This is a genomic window from Capnocytophaga sp. oral taxon 864 (assembly GCF_002998835.1).
GTDB lineage: Bacteria > Bacteroidota > Bacteroidia > Flavobacteriales > Flavobacteriaceae > Capnocytophaga > Capnocytophaga ochracea.
The window spans coordinates 722,190-742,497 of the sequence record NZ_CP027232.1; the positions used below are offsets into that span (position 1 = coordinate 722,190).

A 20,308-nucleotide genomic window follows, 5' to 3' on the forward strand; every position below is an offset into this window, starting at 1 on the left:
TAATCATTCATCATTATGATATATTTATATATTTTAATCATTGCACAGCTCATTAATGGGCTATTCTTTTGGAAAGGATATGAAAAAGCAGGTTACAAAGCTTGGCAAGCCTTTGTTCCCTTCTACAATACCGTTATTTTCTTACGTATCATCTCTCGCCCTTGGTGGTGGGTATTCCTGTTGTATTTGCCTGTAATAGGTAATATTATGGTAATTGTGATGACTTACGAATGGTTACACGTATTTAACTATCGCAAGAAGCGTTACACCTTGCTATCAATAATTACTTTGGGACTTTTTGCTGCCTACATAACCTATTTACCTTCTACACACTACGTAGGTAAAGATGTAGAAGCCATCAAAAAGAATGTTTCCTCTTGGGTGAGTGCTACTATCTTTGCGGTAGTAGCAGCTTCGGCTATTCACACCTACTTTATACAGCCTTATATGATACCTACTTCTTCTTTAGAAAAAACCCTCTTGGTGGGCGATTTTCTTTTTGTAAGTAAGTTTCACTACGGCGTGCGTGTACCTATGACTCCACTATCATTGCCTATGGTACACGATTCAATTCCCGTAATAGGTACAAAATCGTATATCAAAACGCCTCAGTTACCTTATTTGCGTTTACCTGCCTTGCAGAAAGTACAGCGCAATGATATTACGGTATTCAACTGGCCTACCGATACAGTAAGGTACTTCCGAGACAATTCGGGTATTCACGTAGATAAGCCCATAGATAAGAAGTCTAACTATGTAAAACGCACAGTAGCTATCCCTAACGATGTATTAGAAATCAAAAACGGCGATGTATGGATAAATGGCAAAAAAGAAATCTATCCTGTACGTGCCAAGTTACAAACTTCTTATATAGTGGTTACACAACCCAATTTATTCAGTCATCCCGATGAGTTTAGAGTAGTGATGTACCAACAGTACGGTGTTACCGATCCCGCTTATCCCATAAACAACGACACTTATATTTTTACTTCCCTTACAGATGACGTAGCTAAGGCTTTGGAAGCTAATACAAGTATTGTGTCAGTTACTCGCAATATAAATAAGGCTGGGGTCTACAATCCTGCAATCTTCCCTCACAGCCCTACTTTTGCTTGGAATGAGGATAATTACGGACCTATTACCATTCCTGCCAAAGGAAAAAACGTAACACTTACTAAAGAGAATTTGCCTTTGTATAAACGCATTATTAGTGAGTATGAACACAATAAATTAGAAACAAAAGGTGATGATATTTACATCAATGGACAGAAAGCTTCCTCTTATACCTTCCAACAAGATTACTACTGGATGATGGGAGATAACCGTCACAATTCAGAAGACAGTCGTTTTTGGGGTTTTGTACCTGAAGATCACGTACTTGGTAAACCCGTACTCATTTGGATGAGTTTAGACAAGAATGCCTCAGGATTTAAGAAAATACGTTGGCAGCGTTTGTTCACTACCGTAAATGGTGAAGGTGAACCTGTGTCCTACCGATATATTGTATTTGGGTTACTTGGTTTGTGGTTGGTATATAGTTTGGTTAAAAAGAAAAAAGTAAAAGAATAATATGGTAGAACAAGTATTATTACACCCTACTTATTTTCCTTCTATTGCTCAATTTCACTTGATGTTGAACAAACCTTGCGTTTTAGAAGTGTCTGATAACTATCAGAAACAAACCTTGCGCAATCGCACATATATTTACGGTGCCAATGGCAAACAATCCTTAAACTTACCTATTAAGCACGTAGGAGGTGATACCGGACGACAGTTGTTCAAAGATGTGAAAGTGGAGAATAATTTCCTATGGCAACGTCTGCACTGGAAAAGTTTAGAGACAGCCTATCGCACATCTCCTTATTTTGAGTATTATGAAGACGATTTGGTACGTATTTTTGAAAAGCAATATACTTACCTACTCGATGTAAATATCGACACAATTGAGACCGTTTTAGCCTGTTTGTTAGTACATATTAACTTTGACAAGACAAAAACGTATGAAGCCGAGCCACAAGGAGTGAAAGACTATCGTTTTTTGAGTAGTGCTAAAAAAAATACCCTGTAACAATGCCCTCTTACCACCAAATATTCTCAGATAAATATGGTTTTATTCCTAACTTATCTATTTTAGATTTGCTTTTCCACGAAGGACCTAATACACAAGAGTTTTTAACTAAGGTAAAAGTGTAGTGCTATAAAGTGTGTAAATAGACATCAAAAACGTGTAATTACACAAATAAAAAGAAGGTTACAAAAAGTAATTAATTTTTTATTATCAAAATATACTTCCTTATAATCAGTAATTTACAAAATGTAATATAAAGGAATGTTTTTTTGGCACAGAGTTTTCAATGTAGTAGACAGAAGATTGCTAAAAGAAACATTGTTAAAACAAGAATTAGAAAAAACATTTTCATTAAAACTATCAAACTTAAAACAAAATCTTATGTAAAAAAACTTTATTACTGAGAACAGTAGTAGAGATTCTAAAACTGAAAAAATTTCTTCATTTTTGGAGTTAGTAGTAGTATTTATATGCATTGTGAAAAAGGCTCTCTAAGAAATTAGAGAGCTTTTTTATATTTAGAATGCTATTGCTAACTTCTTTTTATATAAATACTCATAATAGAATATTTTTTTCTTAATTAATTTGGTACTTTAAAAAAGTCGCTGTACTTTTGTGGTTCATTTTAACACCAATTCATTTATGAAAAAATTCGTATTCTTCTTTGGGCTTTTATATGCCACAACAGTTTTTGCACAAAGCAAACCTAACATTATACTTATTGTTTCAGACGACCATTCGTATCAAACGATTGGGGCTTATAACAATGGGGCTACTAATGCAACTCCTGCAATTGATAAACTTGCTAATGAGGGTGTAAGGTTCAACAAAGCTTTTGTTACCAACTCCATTTGTGGTCCTAGTAGGGCTTGTATTCTCACGGGTAAGTATAGCCATAAGAATGGCTTTATGGACAATGAGACATCACACTATAATTCTTCACAACAACAGTTTGTGAATCTCTTGCAACAAGGAGGCTACCAAACTGCTTGGGTGGGAAAATACCACTTAGGTGATGACCCCAAGGGCTTTGACTTCTTCAAAATCTTAGTTGACCAAGGTCGTTATTTTAACCCCGACTTTATCATTGAAGGTAAAAAACGTGTAAACGAGCAAGGTTATGTAAGCAATATCATTGAAGATGAAGCCGAAAAATGGCTCGATCGTCGTGACCCTAATAAACCTTTCTGTTTGGTAGTGGGGCATAAAGCGGTGCATCGTACTTGGATGCCCGATTTACCTGAATTAGGAGCTTATGAACAGGTAAACTTCCCATTGCCCGATACTTTCTTTGACGATTATGCAACTCGCAAGCCCGCAAGTTTGCAAGAAATGTCCATTGGTAAGGATATGATAATGGGCTACGATTTGAAGATGTTCAAAGATGAAAAAGAAGAAGTGCAAGATGCAAACTTCTCTCGTATGACCGCTATTCAATTAGCACATTACAACGATTTCTACAATCCTATACGTCAACAGTATTTCAGCACAAACCTCAGTGGTAAAGAATTAGCACAATGGAAGTTCCAACGCTATATGCGTGATTATCTATCTACCGTAAGATCGATGGATAAGAACATTCAGCGTATGCTCGATTACTTAGAAAAGCACAAATTGAAAGACAATACTGTGATTATCTATATGTCCGACCAAGGTTTTTATATGGGCGAGCACGGTTGGTTTGACAAACGTTGGATGTACGAAGAATCTTTCCGTACCCCAATGATTGTCTCTTACCCTAAGCTCTTTCCTAAAGGCACAACCAACGATGATTTTGTATTGAACATCGACTTGGCGCCTACTTTCTTAGAATTAGCAGGCCTGCCTATCCCTGCTGACATACAAGGCAAATCGTTCTTACCGTTGTTTGCTAAAAAAGCTAAACCTATACGCAATCAAATATTCTATCACTACTACGAAAACGGGGAGCACGCAGTATCACCTCATTTTGGTGTTCGCACTGATCGTTATAAACTCATTCGTTACTACAAACGCGTGAATACTTGGGAGCTATTTGACCTCAAAACCGATCCTAAAGAACTCAACAACGTCTATGGCAAAAAAGAATATCTAAAAATTACTAAACAGTTAGAATCTTTACTTTTAAAAGAAATTCGAGACAAGCAAGACGATTTGGCTGAGAAGGTATTTTTCAATAAAGAGTTTCCTGTGAAATAAATTTTATAACGATTCAACTTTGCCAAAATTTGTAATATATTATTTGTATGAAAAACTACCTATACATTATTATATCATTTTTTCTAACTATAGTCTCTTATGCACAACACTTGGATTCCATTTTCGAAAATCCAGCACTGCAAGAAATCAATCGAATGCCAATGCGTGCCTCCTACTTTCCGTTTGAGAATACAGCTAAAGCAAAAAATGGTACGATAGAGCAATCAGCACGTTTCCTAAATCTCAATGGCTTGTGGTCATTTCTCTGGAAGGAAGACTATCGTCAGTTGCCAAAAGACTTCTACAAAACCAATTCTAACGAAAGTCAGTGGAAGAAAATTCCTGTACCTTCTAATTGGGAAGTACAGGGATATGGCGTTCCAATTTACGTGAACGCTTCTTACGAATTCAATCAAAAGAACCCTACTCCTCCCGATATTCCTGATAGTCTCCAACAAAATGCTGGTCTGTATCGCAAAACTTTCGATTTGCCCTCTTCTTGGCAAGGAGAAAAGGTATACTTACATTTAGGAGCAGTGAAATCGGCATTTAAACTGTATATAAACGGTAAGTTTGTGGGTATGGGTAAAGACAGCAAGTTGGCTTCGGAATTTGACATTACACCTTATATCACTAAGGGCAAAAACCTCATTGCAATGGAAGTGCGTCGATGGACGGACGCAAGCTACCTCGAATGCCAAGATATGTGGCGCTTTTCCGGGATTTCTCGTGATTGCTACCTCTATATGCGACCTAAAGTGCATTTATACGACCTTAGCATCAGCGCTGGTTTAGATAAAAACTACACCAATGGCAAACTCACCACTTCGGTAGAAATATGGAACGAAACTCCAAGCGATGCCTCTAAATACCAAGTAGAAGTAAGTCTGTTCGACAAAGAACAACTGCTCTACCAAGAGCAAAAAGAAACTATCGGACTCAAAAAAGCCTTTGGTAAAACCGAATTGCAATTCGAAGCACAATTGCCACAAGTGAGAGCGTGGAGTGCCGAAACGCCTTATCTGTACCGTTTACAAATGGTGCTGTACGATGCTGAGGGAAAGGTGAAAGAAGTAGTAAGTCGTCTCATAGGCTTTAGAACGATTGAGATAGAAGGTGCTAACATTTTGGTAAACGGCAAACGCATACTCTTCAAAGGAGTAAACCGCCACGAAACCAACCCGCATACGGGACAAGTAGTGAGTCAAGAACAGATGGAGAACGATGTAAAGCAGATGAAAGCCCTCAACTTTAATGCTGTACGCACTTCTCATTACCCTAACGACCCTTATTTCTATGACCTTTGCGATAAATATGGGATTTATGTAATGGACGAGGCTAATATAGAAAGCCACGGTATGCATTATGAAATGGATAAGACTATCGGCAATGACCCCGTGTGGGAATATGCTCATTTGCTACGTATGGAACGTATGGTAAAGCGCGATAAAAACCACCCATCGGTTCTGTTTTGGAGTATGGGCAACGAGTCTGGTAACGGTTGGAACTTCTACAAAGGCTACCAACACATAAAAGGCTTAGACTCCTCACGCCCTATTCACTATGAATTAGCTCACTACGATTGGAATACAGATATCGAGTCGCGTATGTACCGTCGTATTCCTTTCCTTATCGACTATGCACTCAGCAATCACACTAAACCCTTCTTGCAATGTGAATACGCTCACGCAATGGGTAACAGTGTAGGTAACTTTCAAGAATATTGGGACGTGTATGAGCATTATCCTAAACTACAAGGTGGTTTTATTTGGGATTTCATCGATCAAGGGCTTTATAAGACCTTACCTAATGGCAAGAAAATAGTAACCTACGGGGGTGATTACGGTGATAAAAATACCCCCAGTGATAATAATTTTCTTATCAATGGAGTAATAGCTTCCGACAGAAGTTGGCATCCTCACGCCTATGAAGTACGCAAAGTGCAACAAGAAATAGGTTTCCAATATCAAAATAACCAACTGATATTGCGCAATAAACATTTCTTTAAAGATTTATCAAACTACGAAATACATTGGCAACTGCTCAAAGAAGGTGTGCCTGTTCAAAGTGGTAATATTACCAACTTAATAGTATTACCACAAAGCGAGGCTACTTTTTTACTACCTCCTCTTAAAACAGACAATAAGGCAGAATATATCTTGCAATGTACCGCCCGTCTCAAACAAGACGAAGGCATTTTAAAGAAAGGTACAGAACTTGCTTTTGCCGAGTTTCCTCTCACCTCCTACACTCCTCAAAAAGCTATTGCTGATACAACACTTTTAGAGGTAGAAGAAACAACTAGTCACATTCTATTGCATAATAAGCATTATACAGCTAAAATAGATAAACAAACAGGCAAATGGGTATCGTTTCAAGTGAAGAATGAAGAACTCTTTGCTCCCGAAGGCTTAGAGGTAAATTTATGGCGGGCTGGCACTGATAACGACTTTGGGGCAGGTTTACCTAAAAAACTGCAACAGCTTCAAGAGGCAGATAAAAAAGCTGATAGTGTCCGTATATCGGTAGAGAAACTAAACTCTGGTCAAGTGAAGATAACCCTACGGAAACGATTGGTAGAAGGTACAATTGATTATACTCAAGAGTTGCTTTTTGATGGCAAGCCTTCCGTAACGGTGAGCAATCACTTCAAACCTCTAAAGAACGACATAACGCTTACTTTTAAGATAGGCAATCATCTTACACTTCTGCCTTTTCAGCGCATTCAGTGGTATGGTAGAGGTCCTTGGGAAAGTTATTGGGATAGGAAAACATCGGCTATGATAGGCTTGTACGAAGGAGCTATTGCTAACCAGTATTACCCTTATGTGCGTCCGCAAGAGAATGGTAATAAAACTGATGTACGTTGGGCAAAGCTCAGTAAGAAAAAAGGAGTAAACATTGCCATTTATAGTACAGGTTCTCTACTAAATATAAATGCCCTGCCTTATAGTCCTGCACAGTTATTCCCTGGTATAGAAAAAGGACAAACACACGCAGGTGAACTCACCCCTGATAAGTATACTCACTTAGACATCGACTTGCAACAATTAGGTTTGGGAGGTGACAACAGCTGGGGCAACTTACCAATGGAACAATACCTACTGTATCTGTATCAGCCTTACAGCTATAGTTACAGAATAGAAGCTTTTTAATGGCATATTCTTATATAAGCAAAGCACAGACTTCTTGATAAACTCAAGTCGTCTGTGCTTTTTTGTTAAACCCCTTATAAAATTCTTTCCTTCTAATATATATCAAGTGTTCTTTCTTCTTCAAAGCCGTCAGGAAGCGTAAATATAATAGTGTAGCGTCCTTTGGGTAGATATACTTTACCATCAGTAGCAATAGGTAGAAATATCTTTTGAAGACTCTTCTCATAGGCTGTCTTTCCCGCATAAGACATCGTCAAGTCATAAGGTATATAATTAAACCCAACATTTGTCCTATAAGTAAATGTTTGCAAGGTAACACGTCCTTTCATCACTTTTATAGGTATTGATAAATTTTCCTTTGAAGCAAAAGCATAGAAATACACATTAGGCTTCACTGGTTCTTCCCATTCGTTATTGGTATTTCCCCAATTTGCAGAATAAGGAAGCGTAATAGGCGTTTCAAGTGGATAAAAATCTTGCGAGGTAATCGCTACTCTTAGCTCTTGCATCATCTTCACCGAGGTGCGAAAAATACCACGTCCCAATGTCGCAACTGTCATTTCGCCATTTGTTTCGTCTATATAAATATCGTAAACACCTGTTTCGGGCAATCCTTTGCTGAATGGTTGCCAACTTTCACCTAAGTTAAACGAAATATACACCCCATTATCAGTTCCTGCATAAAGAATCTGACTGTTTTTAGGGTCTTCTTTGAGTACATTTACTTTACTATCGGGCAGGTTAGAATGGATATCTGTCCAACTCTTGCCATTGTCATTACTCATAAAAATAATAGGGTCGATATTGGAATCATCAGTACTAATAAGGGTTGCCAATACGCGGTTACGCTGGTGTTTAGAGGCAATAAGGTTGTTCACTTTTAGCGGACGAGGGAAGGCGTTGTATATCTGTTTCCACGATACCCCTCCGTTGTCGCTGGTGTAAATCATACCATCGTCACTACCCGTATAAAGCAAACCAAACATAAAAGGCGATTCAGCTATAGCCGAAATTGTACCATATGCCTTGTTGCCCTGCTTGTTACCATTGGTTACATCGTCCGAAATAGTCCGCCAATTCCGACCTTTGTCCATAGAAATGTGCAATTTGTCGCTTCCTATGTAAATAATATCTTTGTTTTGTGGCGAAATAAGTAGTGGTGCATTCTTGCCAAAACGCAACGGTTCCTTGTTTTCACCGTAATAAGCACTTCCTAATGGGAAAAGCTGGTCTCTATCAGGCAAAAAAGTAAAGAACTTGCCATAAGGTTCTGCGGCATAGCTATCATTGCCAAACGATAGCGAATGAATAGCTTTTCTGAACGTATTCCAATGACTGTTATTCTGCGCCAATACCACTTGGTCACTCACATAGTAAGGCGTTTTGTTAGCTTTGTCGTAACTCAGCTGGGTAAAAGCCATTGCTTGTGGCACATTCTTAAAAGCAAAACTTTTTCCATTGTCGTAAGAGACCTGTAATCCACTGCGAGTTGTACAAAATAGAGTACCCTGTTGTAAGTAAAGTTGTTCATAGCTGTTGTCCAACGAAATCGGTTGTTTGCTTTTCCACGTCCTGCCTCCATCGGTAGATTCCAATAAGGGATATCCTCCTATAAATAAGTGTTTTTTATTACTAAGGTCTACGCTGATGCCCCCAAAACGCTCTCCGTTTTGGTAATACACATCATTCAGAGGCTGAACATTCGCCTTTTGCCAAGAATTACCCCCATCTTCGGTTACGTACACTTCCGCACCTATAACCTCTTGGGTACTTACACCCAAATAACTCAGTAGTTTAGCAGGAGAGGTTACCTCTGCAGCTATCATATCTTTGAGATTCTGAGCTGTATATTTCTCGTCCTGACCAATATTGTGCAAAAACACATTTAAACGGTTGTTATCTAACGCGAGGAAATCGGCTTTGCTCATCACATCAAAATCTTGAGCGGAAAGATGAATGCGCACTACTTTCTGTACAGTGTTAATATTCTCTTTCTTTTTGGCGTTGCGATTATCTACTATCGCATAATAAGTTTGACTGTTAAAGCAACTCACCCCTATCTTGCCAATGTTATTTCCTTTGAGAAATCCGTTATTTACCGTGATTTTCGTCCACGTATTGCCTTTATCAGCGCTCTTGTAAATAGCACTATTACTGCCATAAGGAGCACTGTCCCACTGACTGTTATTCACTTCCCACGATACAGCCAAAAGCATTGCTCCATCAGGCGAAGCAGTAATTTGCGTAATACCCGCACGAGTGCTTACAAATAGTTTTTGTTGCCACGTTTTTCCGCCATCGGTAGTTTTGAAGATACCGCGTTTTTCATCGGCTTTATAAGGGTTACCCAATACTCCTGCCACAAGTTCTTGGGGGTTAGTAGGGTTGATATACAAACTACTAATGCGTTGCATTCCCCCTAATCCCTTAAAGTCAGTTGTTTTGCCTTTATCAGTAGAGATAAAAACGCCATAAGGGGTCGCAACCGCCAAAGTCCCCGATTGCCAATCTACCGCCAGTGCTGTGATACTTTGTGTAGGAAGGGTTGAGCATAGTACTTCATAGGTTTCCCCGCCATTTTGGGTAAGCCATACGCCTCCGTTTTCTGGAGCAACTATAAACTCACTGCTATTTTTAGGGTTTACACTCAGCGCACTGATGCGGTTGCCTATCTCTTTTACTATCACTTGCTCAAAAGGCGTTTCGCGTACCCACGAACGCGCTTTGAGCTCCTCTTTCTGACGCAAAGGAAGCGGTAGCAGTTCTTGGGCAGTGAGAGTTGTTGTGATGATTAATAAAGAAAATACAAAAGTAAAGATTTTATTTTTCATATTTATTTGCAGAATTCTCTTTAACTTGTTGTTTTTAGGGTGCAAAAGTACAACAATTTATTGAAATGAGCTAATATTCTAAGAATATTTATCCCAATTGTCCTTGTCATTCCTCATTCGTCCTCTCGTCATTTCTTCTTTTTTCCGTCTCCACATTCCCCCTCTCCGAGGGGGCTAGGGGGAGGTTTCTTTTAATTTTCCGTCACACTCCCCCCTATTGCCTATGACCTAAGGCCTATCACCTCTTCCTCTTTCTTTCGCCTCGAAACCTCATTTTTAACATTTTTAACCTTATTGTATTATACTATTAATCAATCACTTATATACCCTTTCTATACCAATCGTCCAAGATTCGTATAAGCTTCCTATAAGCTCTCTATAAGCTAACCCCACCCTCCTAATAACCTTTTTTCGCTAAAATCCCTCTCAGCTTACTTCTGATATTTTTCGTTTTCCTCCGAAATCTAAGCCCCTCCGATATTCTTATTCCCACATTCCCTCATTTCCTCATTTCCTCATTTGCTAATTAAGTTACGCTATCTATCTCTTACGTCAAACTCCCTATCAATTCATAAAATCATTATTAATCATTAACCACTAACCATTAATCATTGATATTTATTTTTGTAATTGTATATTATTTTGTACTTTTGCGCCCTCAGAAAATAAAGAGATATCAAGATGTTTAGATGGATAAAAGCCAGCTTCTGGGGTACCATTGCGGGCTTAATATTGCGCAACCGAATTGCTTTTTTACTACTCATAGCTGCTATCACTGGGGGCTTAGCTACACAGTGGAAGAACGTGCGCTTTACTTTTACCGAAGCAAATATGCTCCCCGATGATCACCCTGTGAATATGGAGTACAAGCACTTCCTCGATAAGTTCGGCGAAGAAGGTAACTTGATATTAATGGCGTTAGACGATAAAAAAATCTATACACCTGAAGTGCTCAACAAATGGATTGCCCTTAGTAACGAACTAAAAAAGTTCAAACAGATAGATGCTGTTATCTCTATCGACAATTTGCCTATCTTAGTGAAAGACACTGCACAGCAACGCTTTGTTACCCATAAGTTTATCGAAGGAAAAGTAAAAAACCAAACTGAAGCTGATAGTCTCAAGAAAGTACTTTCCGAGAAACTACCTTTCTACGAAGGTCTCATCTACAACAAGAAAACAAATACCTTGCAAACAGCCGTGTATATGAACAAAAAGATTGTCAATACACAAGCCCGCAAGGATTTTATCCTCAACGATTTTATTCCCATAGTCGAGAAGTTCGAAGCGCAAACCGGACTCAAAGTGCACACTTCGGGTATGCCTTATATTCGTACCCTCAGCGCTCAAAACATAATGGACGAGATAGGGTTATTCATCTTGGCTGCCTTACTCTCTACTTCAGCCATCTTCTTTTTCTTTTTCCGTTCATTCAGGGCGATGTTTATCTCTATGGGCGTGGTATCCATTGCAGTAATGTGGGTATTTGGTTTTCTAGGGCTTTTCGGCTACGAAATCACCATTCTCACAGGACTTATTCCGCCTTTGGTCATTGTAATTGGTATCCCGAACTGTGTATTCCTCATCAATAAATACCAACAAGAAATCAGTAAGCACGGCAACCAAGCCAAGTCGCTTATTAGGGTAATCCGCAATGTAGGCAATGTAACCCTGCTCACCAACCTCACTACGGCTATCGGTTTTGCTACCTTTATTTTTACCGAAAGTTCTTTGCTCAAACAGTTTGGGGTCATTGCTTCTATCAATGTAGTATCTATCTTCTTCATTTCTCTATTGCTAATCCCTATTATTTACAGTTATATGCACATACCTCAGGAAAAACACCTAAGGCATTTGCATCGCAACTGGATAGGTGGACTTATCAAGTTCATTGAGAATACAGTAAAGCATCACCGTATTGCAGTATTCACTACGGCTATTGCTCTGCTTATCCTCAGTATTATTGGTATTTACAAAATAAAGGTTTCAGGTAGTCTCATCGAAGATATGCCTAAGTCAGCTGATTTTTTTGACGATATCACTTTCTTCGAGAAGAATTATGGCGGAATTATGCCTTTGGAAATCACTATTAATACGAAGCAGAAGAACGGTGTTACTCGGTTAGTGAATCTCAAACGCATTGACGAACTCTGCACTCATATTGAGGAAATCCCCGAAATATCCAAACCGCTTTCGTTGGTAAACTTGGTGAAATACGCCAAACAAGCCTATTACAATGGCAACCCTAAATATTATAGCCTGCCCACTACCCAAGAGCAAAACTTTATCCTTTCATACGTCAAAAACTCTAAAGGTAATGCTAATATGCTCTCCGCTTATGTAGATTCATTGGGGCAAACGGCACGCATCACTACTTTTATGAAGGATATTGGTACTGAGAAGATGCAACAAATTGAGGACAATATTTACACCAAAGCTCAAAAGCTTTTCCCAAGTAATAGGTATGAAGTGAAAATTACCGGTAAAGCCTATTTGTTTACCAAAGGTACTAATTATTTAGCTACCAACCTCATTTGGTCATTAGCCTTGGCTATTTTGCTCATTGCGCTCATTATGGCGTATATGTTCCGTTCGTTCAAGATGATAGTTGTCTCACTCATTCCTAACCTTTTACCGCTACTCATCACCGCAGGACTGATGGGCTATTTTGGCATTCCGCTCAAGCCTTCCACTATACTTGTGTTCAGTATTGCCTTTGGCATTTCGGTAGACGATACCATTCACTTCTTGGCTAAATATCGCTTAGAGTTAGTAGCGCGTAATTGGAAGATAAGCAAATCGGTATATGCAGCTTTACGCGAAACAGGGGTAAGTATGTTCTATACTTCTATTGTGCTACTCTGTGGTTTCTCAGTGTTCTTGCTCTCCAGCTTCGGAGGTACCAAAGCACTCGGTGGACTCATATCAGCCACTTTGCTTTTCGCAATGATGACGAACTTACTACTCTTGCCAAGTCTATTGCTTTTCTTAGAACGCAGTCTGTCCAACAAAGAAACTATCAAAGAACCTAAGATTGAGATATTCCCTAAGGACGAGGAAGAAGAAAACACTGAAAAAGAAAATAAAACATTATAATTACACACTGTTATCAGCTGATTGACAAATTTGTTAATTAGCTAATTAAAATAATCATTATGGAAAACAAAAAGCATATCGTAATTGTGGGCGGTGGCTTTGCTGGCTTAGAGCTAGTAAAAGTGTTGAACCGCTCTGGTAAATATAAAATTACCTTGGTGGATATGAATAACTACAATTTCTTTCCACCTCTGCTATATCAGTTGGCTGCGGGCTTTATGGAGCCATCATCTATCTCCTACCCTTTCCGCCGTCTATTTCGCAAGTATAAAAATGCACGTTTCAGAATGGCTACCTTGCGAGAAGTCGTTCCATCGGAAAACAAACTCATCTTGAGCAATGGAGAACTGCATTATGACGTATTGGTAATGGCTACGGGAGCTGAATCAAACTTCTTTGGTAACAAAGATGTAGAAGAAAAAGCAATGCCTATGAAAACCGTAGGCGACGCCCTTATGCTTCGCAACTTAGTATACACCCGTTTAGAGCGCGCTACCCGTACTGAGGATAAAGAATTGCGCCGTAAGTTACTCTCTTTTGCTATTGCAGGAGCAGGTCCTACTGGGGTAGAGTTATCGGGTATTTTTGCTGAAATGAAACAGAACATTATGCGCAAGGATTATCCTGAGCTTACTTATGATGATTTAGGTGATATTTATCTCATCGACGGACAAAACACCGTACTCGCTCCTATGAGTAAAAAAGCCCAAGCATATACCGAAAAAATCTTGCTTAAAAAAGGTGTAAAACTCAAATTAGGAGTACAGGTAACCGATTTTCTGAATGACGAAGTATACCTTTCGGACGGTACCATACTTGATGCTCGTAACCTAATATGGGCAGCGGGGATTTCAGCTAAAACCTTTAAAGGTATTGACGACAAGCAACACTTGGGTCGTGGACGACGTATGAAAACCGATGCTTATAACAAAATGGAAGGCTTCGAGAACATCTATGCAATCGGCGATTCGTCTATTATGACTGCCGACCCTCACTTCCCTCAAGGGCACCCTCAGCTCGCACAAGTAGCCATACAACAAGCTAATAACTTAGGAAAAAACTTCAATAAAGATTTCGTAAACCCTACTCCTTTTAGTTATATCGATAAAGGTTCAATGGCAATTATTGGTCGTAACCAAGCCGTCGCCGATTTGCCTAAACACATTTTCCTCAAAGGCTTCGTAGCGTGGGCTATTTGGGCATTTATACACATAATGTCACTGGTAAACTTCCGCAACAAACTAAAAGCTTTGTACAATTGGATAGGTTATTATATCAGCAAAGACCAGTCGTATCGTATGGTGTTGCGCCCTACCGAAAAAGCTAAAGGATAAAATCTAGCTTTCCTATATACTTTGCCAATGTTTGAAACATTGGCAAAGTTAAACCTACATAATTACAAAAACATAATTTTGTTTTAATTTTTAAAGAATTCTTATTCAATTTCTCTCCCGTAACGGAGACTTCTTTCACTAAAAAGCGAAGAATGGAGAACACTGCTAAACAATGGAAACAACAACTGCAATACCTACTGAAAGGAAGAGACTACGAGTCGCTTATATACACTTCAGCAGAGGACGTTCCTATCTTACCTTTTTACACTTCCGAGAACGTAAAAAGCCCTTATGCAGTTGATATCCAAACACAAGTAGCTGTTCCTCTTTTTGTATCCGATAAAGAGCAGACCCTCAAACGCATTGCTTTTTGGCAAAACCAATCAGTTCACTTTTTTTTGCTCAACCTGCACACTGAGCTTATTCAAGACGAAGTACAACAATGGTTACCTACTGATTTACACTACTTGTTCACCAATGCCCTCACTGTAGATACCTCAACCTACCAAAACACAGGAGCTTCAATGGTGCAACAAATCGCTTTCGGAGTAGCCCAAATGCAGGAAATACTGACTACTTCAAAAGTAACCACTGCTTTTGTAAAAATAGCGGTTGGGGGTAGCTTTCTGTTAGAAATTGCCAAACTACGCGCTTTTCGTCGCTTATTTAGCGAGCTCTACCCTACCCTACCCTTTCATTTAATAGCCGAAGTATCTCATAGAGGCTTATCACTTCTGAAATCGTCGCATAACCAAAACTATGTACAGTTAGCTTACGAGGCTGCTGTATTAGGAGGTGCTGATTATTTATTGCCTAAAAATTCCCTTTTCTTTAAGAAAAACAGCGTAAATACCGAAAAAGCAAATGTAACTACCATTCAGCAACTCACTGCTACCCGAAACGCAACACGGCTCAACGGAATGTATGCAATTGAGGCTATCAGCTACGAAATGTACAAGAAAGCTCTTGTGCTATACCAGCAAGTTCATAAACAAGGAGGATTGTCGGTTATGCTAAAAAGCCACAGCCTGCAAAAACAAATAAAGGCTAAGGCATCGCAAGAACAACAGTTTTTTAATGCACAATGTACTACTTTCTTTCCTGAAAACAGTACCGTTGAAGTTTATCCACGTAAAGAATGGGATTTCTATCCTTTTACCAGAAATCACATCGCTGACTCATTAACACCCAAACGCCTCTGGGAACCCTTTGAAAAAAGAATAAAACAAGAAATGTATGAGCAAAAACAATGAAACTATGGCTGGTTTGCCGCCTTATGAACGCGGGTATCGCGCAATGGGGTATTTAGAAGGAATGCCCTCTTTGCGCATTGTGGCTATGGAAGAAGAAAGCATTTCGCTTAACGAACCCACTGAAATACTTTATCAGAACATCGAGAATTTTACACAAAGCAAAGCATCTTGCAAATCATTGGTGATAACTGCTATTGATACTTTGCCCCAAGCCTTATCGGTAAAAGAAGCTCAATACCTCTATATACCTGCATCTCTTCTTTTAGAAAACACCATTAAGGAAACTTTCATCCACATTCTTACTCCTAACGACAAACTGCGTATTTTGGTAGATAGTGCTCACAATGGTTTTGAAATCATTGCAATGCTCCGTAGCTTGCGCGCTCTTGCCCAACTGCCTATCACCTGCTTAGTCCATTCTATCACCGATTATCTATACGCCCTCATCGCCCAATCCGACGATTTGATATGTGATATTAAAAACAAAGAGTTGGCTTCACCTGAAAACCAATTCCTAATAGAAAATAGTTTAGTTATCAAAACTATCGACCCATTCTTCCCCTAAGCCTCACTTTTATTAGGCAAAACGCTCAAAACAGTATTTCATTAGCTCCACTTTACCTTCACTTTGAGAGCACTATTTCTTCGTTCATTGTTCGTCTTTTGTTCGTCTTTCTTATAAGCTTCTCCCAAATTAACCATTAATCATTAAACAAGGCTTTCTCCCTCCTCAAAGCCTTTTCTCTTCAAAATTACCCTCAGTCTGCTTATGATGTTTTCGTTTCCCTTCGAAAACTACGAGTCTATTCGAGTTTCTCTGAGTCCTTCCTACGATTCCTACAAGTCCGACCAATCAAATAACTATTTTTATCCCTACTCATCATTTACTAATTTGCACATTTGCTAATCGGCTAATTCGCTAATTAATATTTTTAAAGATTTATACGTAATTCAGATTTTTAATGTATATTTGCAAAATGAAAAAGAAAAAGCTACAAAGAAGTAAGTCTCGTATATCTGCAAAAAAGAAATCTCTATTTGGGAACTTTTTTACTGTAAGCCTCCTATGCATTTTGTTGTTGGGAGTAGGTAGCGTTTTCTATATCAGAACTTATTATCCTGCCATTTACCAAAAAATACTAAACAAAATTACAGCCCGTAAAATAAACTCTACCTACGAAAGCAATCGTATTGAACATATCGTAAGCCTCTACTACGATAAAGTCTTCGGCATCGACCTTTCGCACTATCAAGAACGCGAAGAAATAGAATGGGATAGCCTCTACATCCGAAATAAAACTGCAAAATACCCTATTCAATTTGCCATTTTTAGAGCAACAATGGGGAACGATGGAACCGATAAGAACTTTGCACACTTTTTTTCAGAAGCTAAAAAACACCAACTTATCAGAGGAGCTTACCATTACTATCGCCCAGACGAAGACCCTAAGCTACAAGCAAACTCCTACCTAAAGAATGCTCGGTTGGAAAAAGGAGATTTCTTACCTATTTTAGATATAGAACAATTGCCTAAAAAGAAATCCAAAGAACAGTTTATTAAAGATGTACAAACGTGGTTAGATATTGTTGAAAAACACTACAAACGCAAACCTATTATCTATACTTACATTAGTTTTTACGAAGATTATTTGTATTCCACATTCAAGCAATACCCATTATGGATAGCCAATTATAATAATGTGTCAGTTCCCACCTCTGTTTTTTCTTGGCAGTTATGGCAATTTACTGAAAATGGTATTACTGCAGGAGCAAAAGTCAAAATAGATTTTAATATTTTCAATGGTGATAGTAGCGAACTGAACAAACTCTTATTGTAGTATGACAAAAAAAGAACTCAGGACACTCTATAAGCAAAAACGCAATGCCCTATCAGCTGAGGAGAGAGACCTCCTCAGCCAACAAATAGCTGAAAGTTTACTTCTTTTTCCTAATTCTTTATGGGAGTATCACACTTACCATATATTCCTCCCCATAGAACGATTAGCCGAAATAAACACAAATTATATATTGAACATACTACGCGATAAGAATAAGCAAATAGTAGTCCCGAAAATGGATAGCAATACTCGCACGCTGTCCTCTATTCTTCTCACCAAAGATACTCAGCTCATTAATAACGCTTGGGGAATTCCCGAACCTAAACAAGGTGTTGTTATAACTCCCGAAACCATAGATGTAGTATTCGTTCCTCTTCTTGCCTATGATAAATATGGCAATCGGATAGGGTATGGCGGTGGTTATTACGACCGTTTTTTGAGTGAATGCAGAGGTGAAACACTCAAAATAGGACTCTCCTACTTCCCTCCTGAAAATAACTTTTATGCTTTGAGAAATGCTACTGATGTTTTTTTAGATTATACTATCACTCCTTCTGCAAATTACACACTCACAAAAAGAAAATATTGATAAGTTTTTATTGAGGGAAAGTTTGCTTATATTGAACTTTTCAAAATAAAATACCATATTGTTTTGTATAATTCTAAATAAGTAGTATCTTTGCGCCGTCAAATCAAAATACAAACAATATTATGAGATTAAAATTTTTAGCTCCTGCGCTTATCGCAGGAATGATGGTGATCACTACTTCTTGTAGTAAAGACGACAATCCGACCCCTATACCTTCTACTGCTAAAGAAGTTAAAGAATTAAATGTTTCTTCACAAACAGAGTGGGTGTATTTTTCTTTTTCAGAAGGGAAACAAGTAGAGGTAACCAATCCTCGCACAAGTGATAATTGGGATATCGCTTTCAATCGTTATAACGTAAAAACTAATGGTGGTACTTCAGGTATTGGAGGCGTGGAAGTAGCCAATACAGGAAGTAAAGATTTTGCTACTGTTACTCAATACCCTGGCATAGGATATGAGAAAGACATATTAGTAACTTCTTATGGGCGTCCACAACCAGGACAAACAACTCCTACTACTATAACTATCTCAGTTAATCCTGCCATTACAGGTACAGTACAAAGCCCTGACCCTAAAGGTTTTTATAATTATATGCCTCCTACACCAGGAAGCAATACTCCTCATATTACACTTACCAAATATGTATATGTAGTAAAAACAGTAAAAGGAAAGTATGTAAAATTACAAATTACTGAGTATACTAACGCTAAGGGTGAATTAGGTTATCTTACTTTTAAATATGATACTCTTACCTCACAAGCTCCAGTAGAAAAAGTAAACCTTACTTTTACCAAAGCAGTTGGAGAAGTACAATTAGATGCTACTGCCGATTGGCAATACTTTTCATTGGCAACAGGAGCAGTAGTAAGCGTTACCACTCCAGAAACTGATACTACTTGGGATATAGCTTTCAAAAGTTATTATGTAAAGCTCAATGGTGGTGTGAATGGTAAAGGAAAAGGAGAAGCTCTTAAAACAGAATCAAAAGATTTTGATGCTGTAAAAGAAACTGTAGTGGTAGGTTTTGAAAAAGACAAAGAAGTAACTTTTACTGGTAGAAACAGCTCTACTAAAGTAAACGTTTCACCAGTACTTACAGGAGGCTTTGGTTCTACTACAGGTACTATAAACATCAGTCCTAGCAATACAAAAAAATGGAAAGGAGTTTACGCTCCCAATGAATGGGTATACATTATCAAAACAGCTGATGGTAAATACGCTAAAGTGCAAGTAACTGATTTTTATAAGGAAGTAAACAGCGAAAAAGTACCTAATTACCCGAAACTAAGATATCAATTGAGTGATACTCAAAGTAAATAATAAAGATTATGAAAGTTAGATTATTAGTATCAGTTTTAGCTATAGCCCTTACTTTTGCTTCTTGCAGTAAGGACAATGATAGCAAAGAAGAGAAAAAAATCTCAAAAGGAACACAAGTGAAGAACTTGTACACTTTCAACAAAGATAATTGGGTATACTTTTCTTTTAAAAAAGGAGTCATAACTATTCAAGATCCTGAAAATAGCTTAGATTGGGATATAGCTTTTTTTGCTCATTATCTCAAAACTAATGGTGGTGTATCAGGTAAAGGAGAAGGAGGAGCTATAAAAACTGACTCTAACGACTTTGACGCTGTTACTTCTGCTCCTACTGAAGGTTATACACAAGATGTAAAAGGTACAATGTCTTATGGATCTTATCCTAATCTAACAGAAAAAAAAGGTACTTTTTCTCCAATTGTATCTGGAGATTTTGAAACAAAAACAGGTTATGTTTCTCTTTCACCCAACAATATAGGAAAATGGCCAAGTGTGTATGCTCCTACAAAGTATGTTTACATAATTAAAACTGCAAAAGGAGAATACGTTAAATTTCAAGTTACCGATTTTTATAACGATGGAGCTAAACCTAACTACGTTACTCTTAGCTATCTAATTAGCAAGGATGGTAAGTTTTAAGCCTAA

At 38.3% G+C, this 20,308-nt stretch carries 12 protein-coding genes and 1 pseudogene; 12 read left to right on the plus strand and 1 reads right to left on the minus strand.

What is annotated here, in order from left to right; translation table 11 throughout:
* Window positions 1-15 precede the first annotated feature (15 nt).
* From lepB to C3V44_RS03300, 4 genes and pseudogenes are all read left to right on the plus strand, one after another.
* Window positions 16-1,569: a signal peptidase I gene (lepB, locus tag C3V44_RS03285; RefSeq protein WP_106095513.1), complete on the plus strand. Its 1,554-nt coding sequence runs from the start codon at window positions 16-18 to the stop codon at window positions 1,567-1,569.
* A 1-nt stretch (window position 1,570) separates the two neighbouring features.
* Window positions 1,571-2,193, plus strand: a pseudogene (locus tag C3V44_RS03290) (WbqC family protein).
* Between the two features lie 517 nt (window positions 2,194-2,710).
* A complete protein-coding gene (locus C3V44_RS03295) occupies window positions 2,711-4,246 on the plus strand; it encodes a sulfatase (protein WP_106095514.1) in 1,536 nt (511 codons plus the stop codon).
* 47 nt (window positions 4,247-4,293) lie between these two features.
* Window positions 4,294-7,401: a glycoside hydrolase family 2 TIM barrel-domain containing protein gene (locus tag C3V44_RS03300; RefSeq protein WP_106095515.1), complete on the plus strand. Its 3,108-nt coding sequence runs from the start codon at window positions 4,294-4,296 to the stop codon at window positions 7,399-7,401.
* A gap of 92 nt (window positions 7,402-7,493) precedes the next feature.
* Here the strand turns inward: C3V44_RS03300 and C3V44_RS03305 are convergent, their stop codons facing one another.
* A complete protein-coding gene (locus tag C3V44_RS03305) occupies window positions 7,494-10,232 on the minus strand; it encodes a sialidase family protein (RefSeq protein ID WP_106096615.1) in 2,739 nt (912 codons plus the stop codon).
* A 681-nt stretch (window positions 10,233-10,913) separates the two neighbouring features.
* On the opposite strand from C3V44_RS03305, the gene C3V44_RS03310 reads away from it, so the two are divergent.
* The 8 genes from C3V44_RS03310 (at window position 10,914) to C3V44_RS03345 (ending at window position 20,302) form a co-directional block, all read left to right on the plus strand.
* Window positions 10,914-13,328, plus strand: a complete 2,415-nt coding sequence (locus tag C3V44_RS03310) for an RND family transporter (RefSeq protein ID WP_106095516.1) — start codon at window positions 10,914-10,916, stop codon at window positions 13,326-13,328.
* Window positions 13,329-13,387: 59 nt separating this feature from the next.
* Window positions 13,388-14,662, plus strand: coding sequence for an NAD(P)/FAD-dependent oxidoreductase (locus C3V44_RS03315; protein WP_106095517.1), 1,275 nt, complete (start codon window positions 13,388-13,390; stop codon window positions 14,660-14,662).
* Between the two features lie 152 nt (window positions 14,663-14,814).
* The gene (locus tag C3V44_RS03320) at window positions 14,815-15,915 is read left to right on the plus strand and encodes a methylmalonyl-CoA mutase family protein (protein ID WP_106095518.1); all 1,101 of its coding nucleotides are present in this window, start codon (window positions 14,815-14,817) and stop codon (window positions 15,913-15,915) included.
* Complete coding sequence (locus tag C3V44_RS03325; RefSeq protein ID WP_106095519.1) at window positions 15,899-16,480, plus strand: hypothetical protein; 582 nt, start codon at window positions 15,899-15,901, stop codon at window positions 16,478-16,480. The genes C3V44_RS03320 and C3V44_RS03325 overlap by 17 nt, the downstream gene beginning before the upstream one ends.
* Window positions 16,481-16,892: 412 nt before the next feature.
* Window positions 16,893-17,753: a glycoside hydrolase family 25 protein gene (locus C3V44_RS03330; RefSeq protein WP_106095520.1), complete on the plus strand. Its 861-nt coding sequence runs from the start codon at window positions 16,893-16,895 to the stop codon at window positions 17,751-17,753.
* Between the two features lies 1 nt (window position 17,754).
* The gene (locus tag C3V44_RS03335) at window positions 17,755-18,342 is read left to right on the plus strand and encodes a 5-formyltetrahydrofolate cyclo-ligase (RefSeq protein ID WP_106095521.1); all 588 of its coding nucleotides are present in this window, start codon (window positions 17,755-17,757) and stop codon (window positions 18,340-18,342) included.
* Between the two features lie 122 nt (window positions 18,343-18,464).
* The gene (locus C3V44_RS03340; protein ID WP_106095522.1) at window positions 18,465-19,664 is read left to right on the plus strand and encodes an HmuY family protein; all 1,200 of its coding nucleotides are present in this window, start codon (window positions 18,465-18,467) and stop codon (window positions 19,662-19,664) included.
* Between the two features lie 8 nt (window positions 19,665-19,672).
* Window positions 19,673-20,302, plus strand: coding sequence for an HmuY family protein (locus C3V44_RS03345; RefSeq protein ID WP_106095523.1), 630 nt, complete (start codon window positions 19,673-19,675; stop codon window positions 20,300-20,302).
* Window positions 20,303-20,308: the final 6 nt, after the last annotated feature.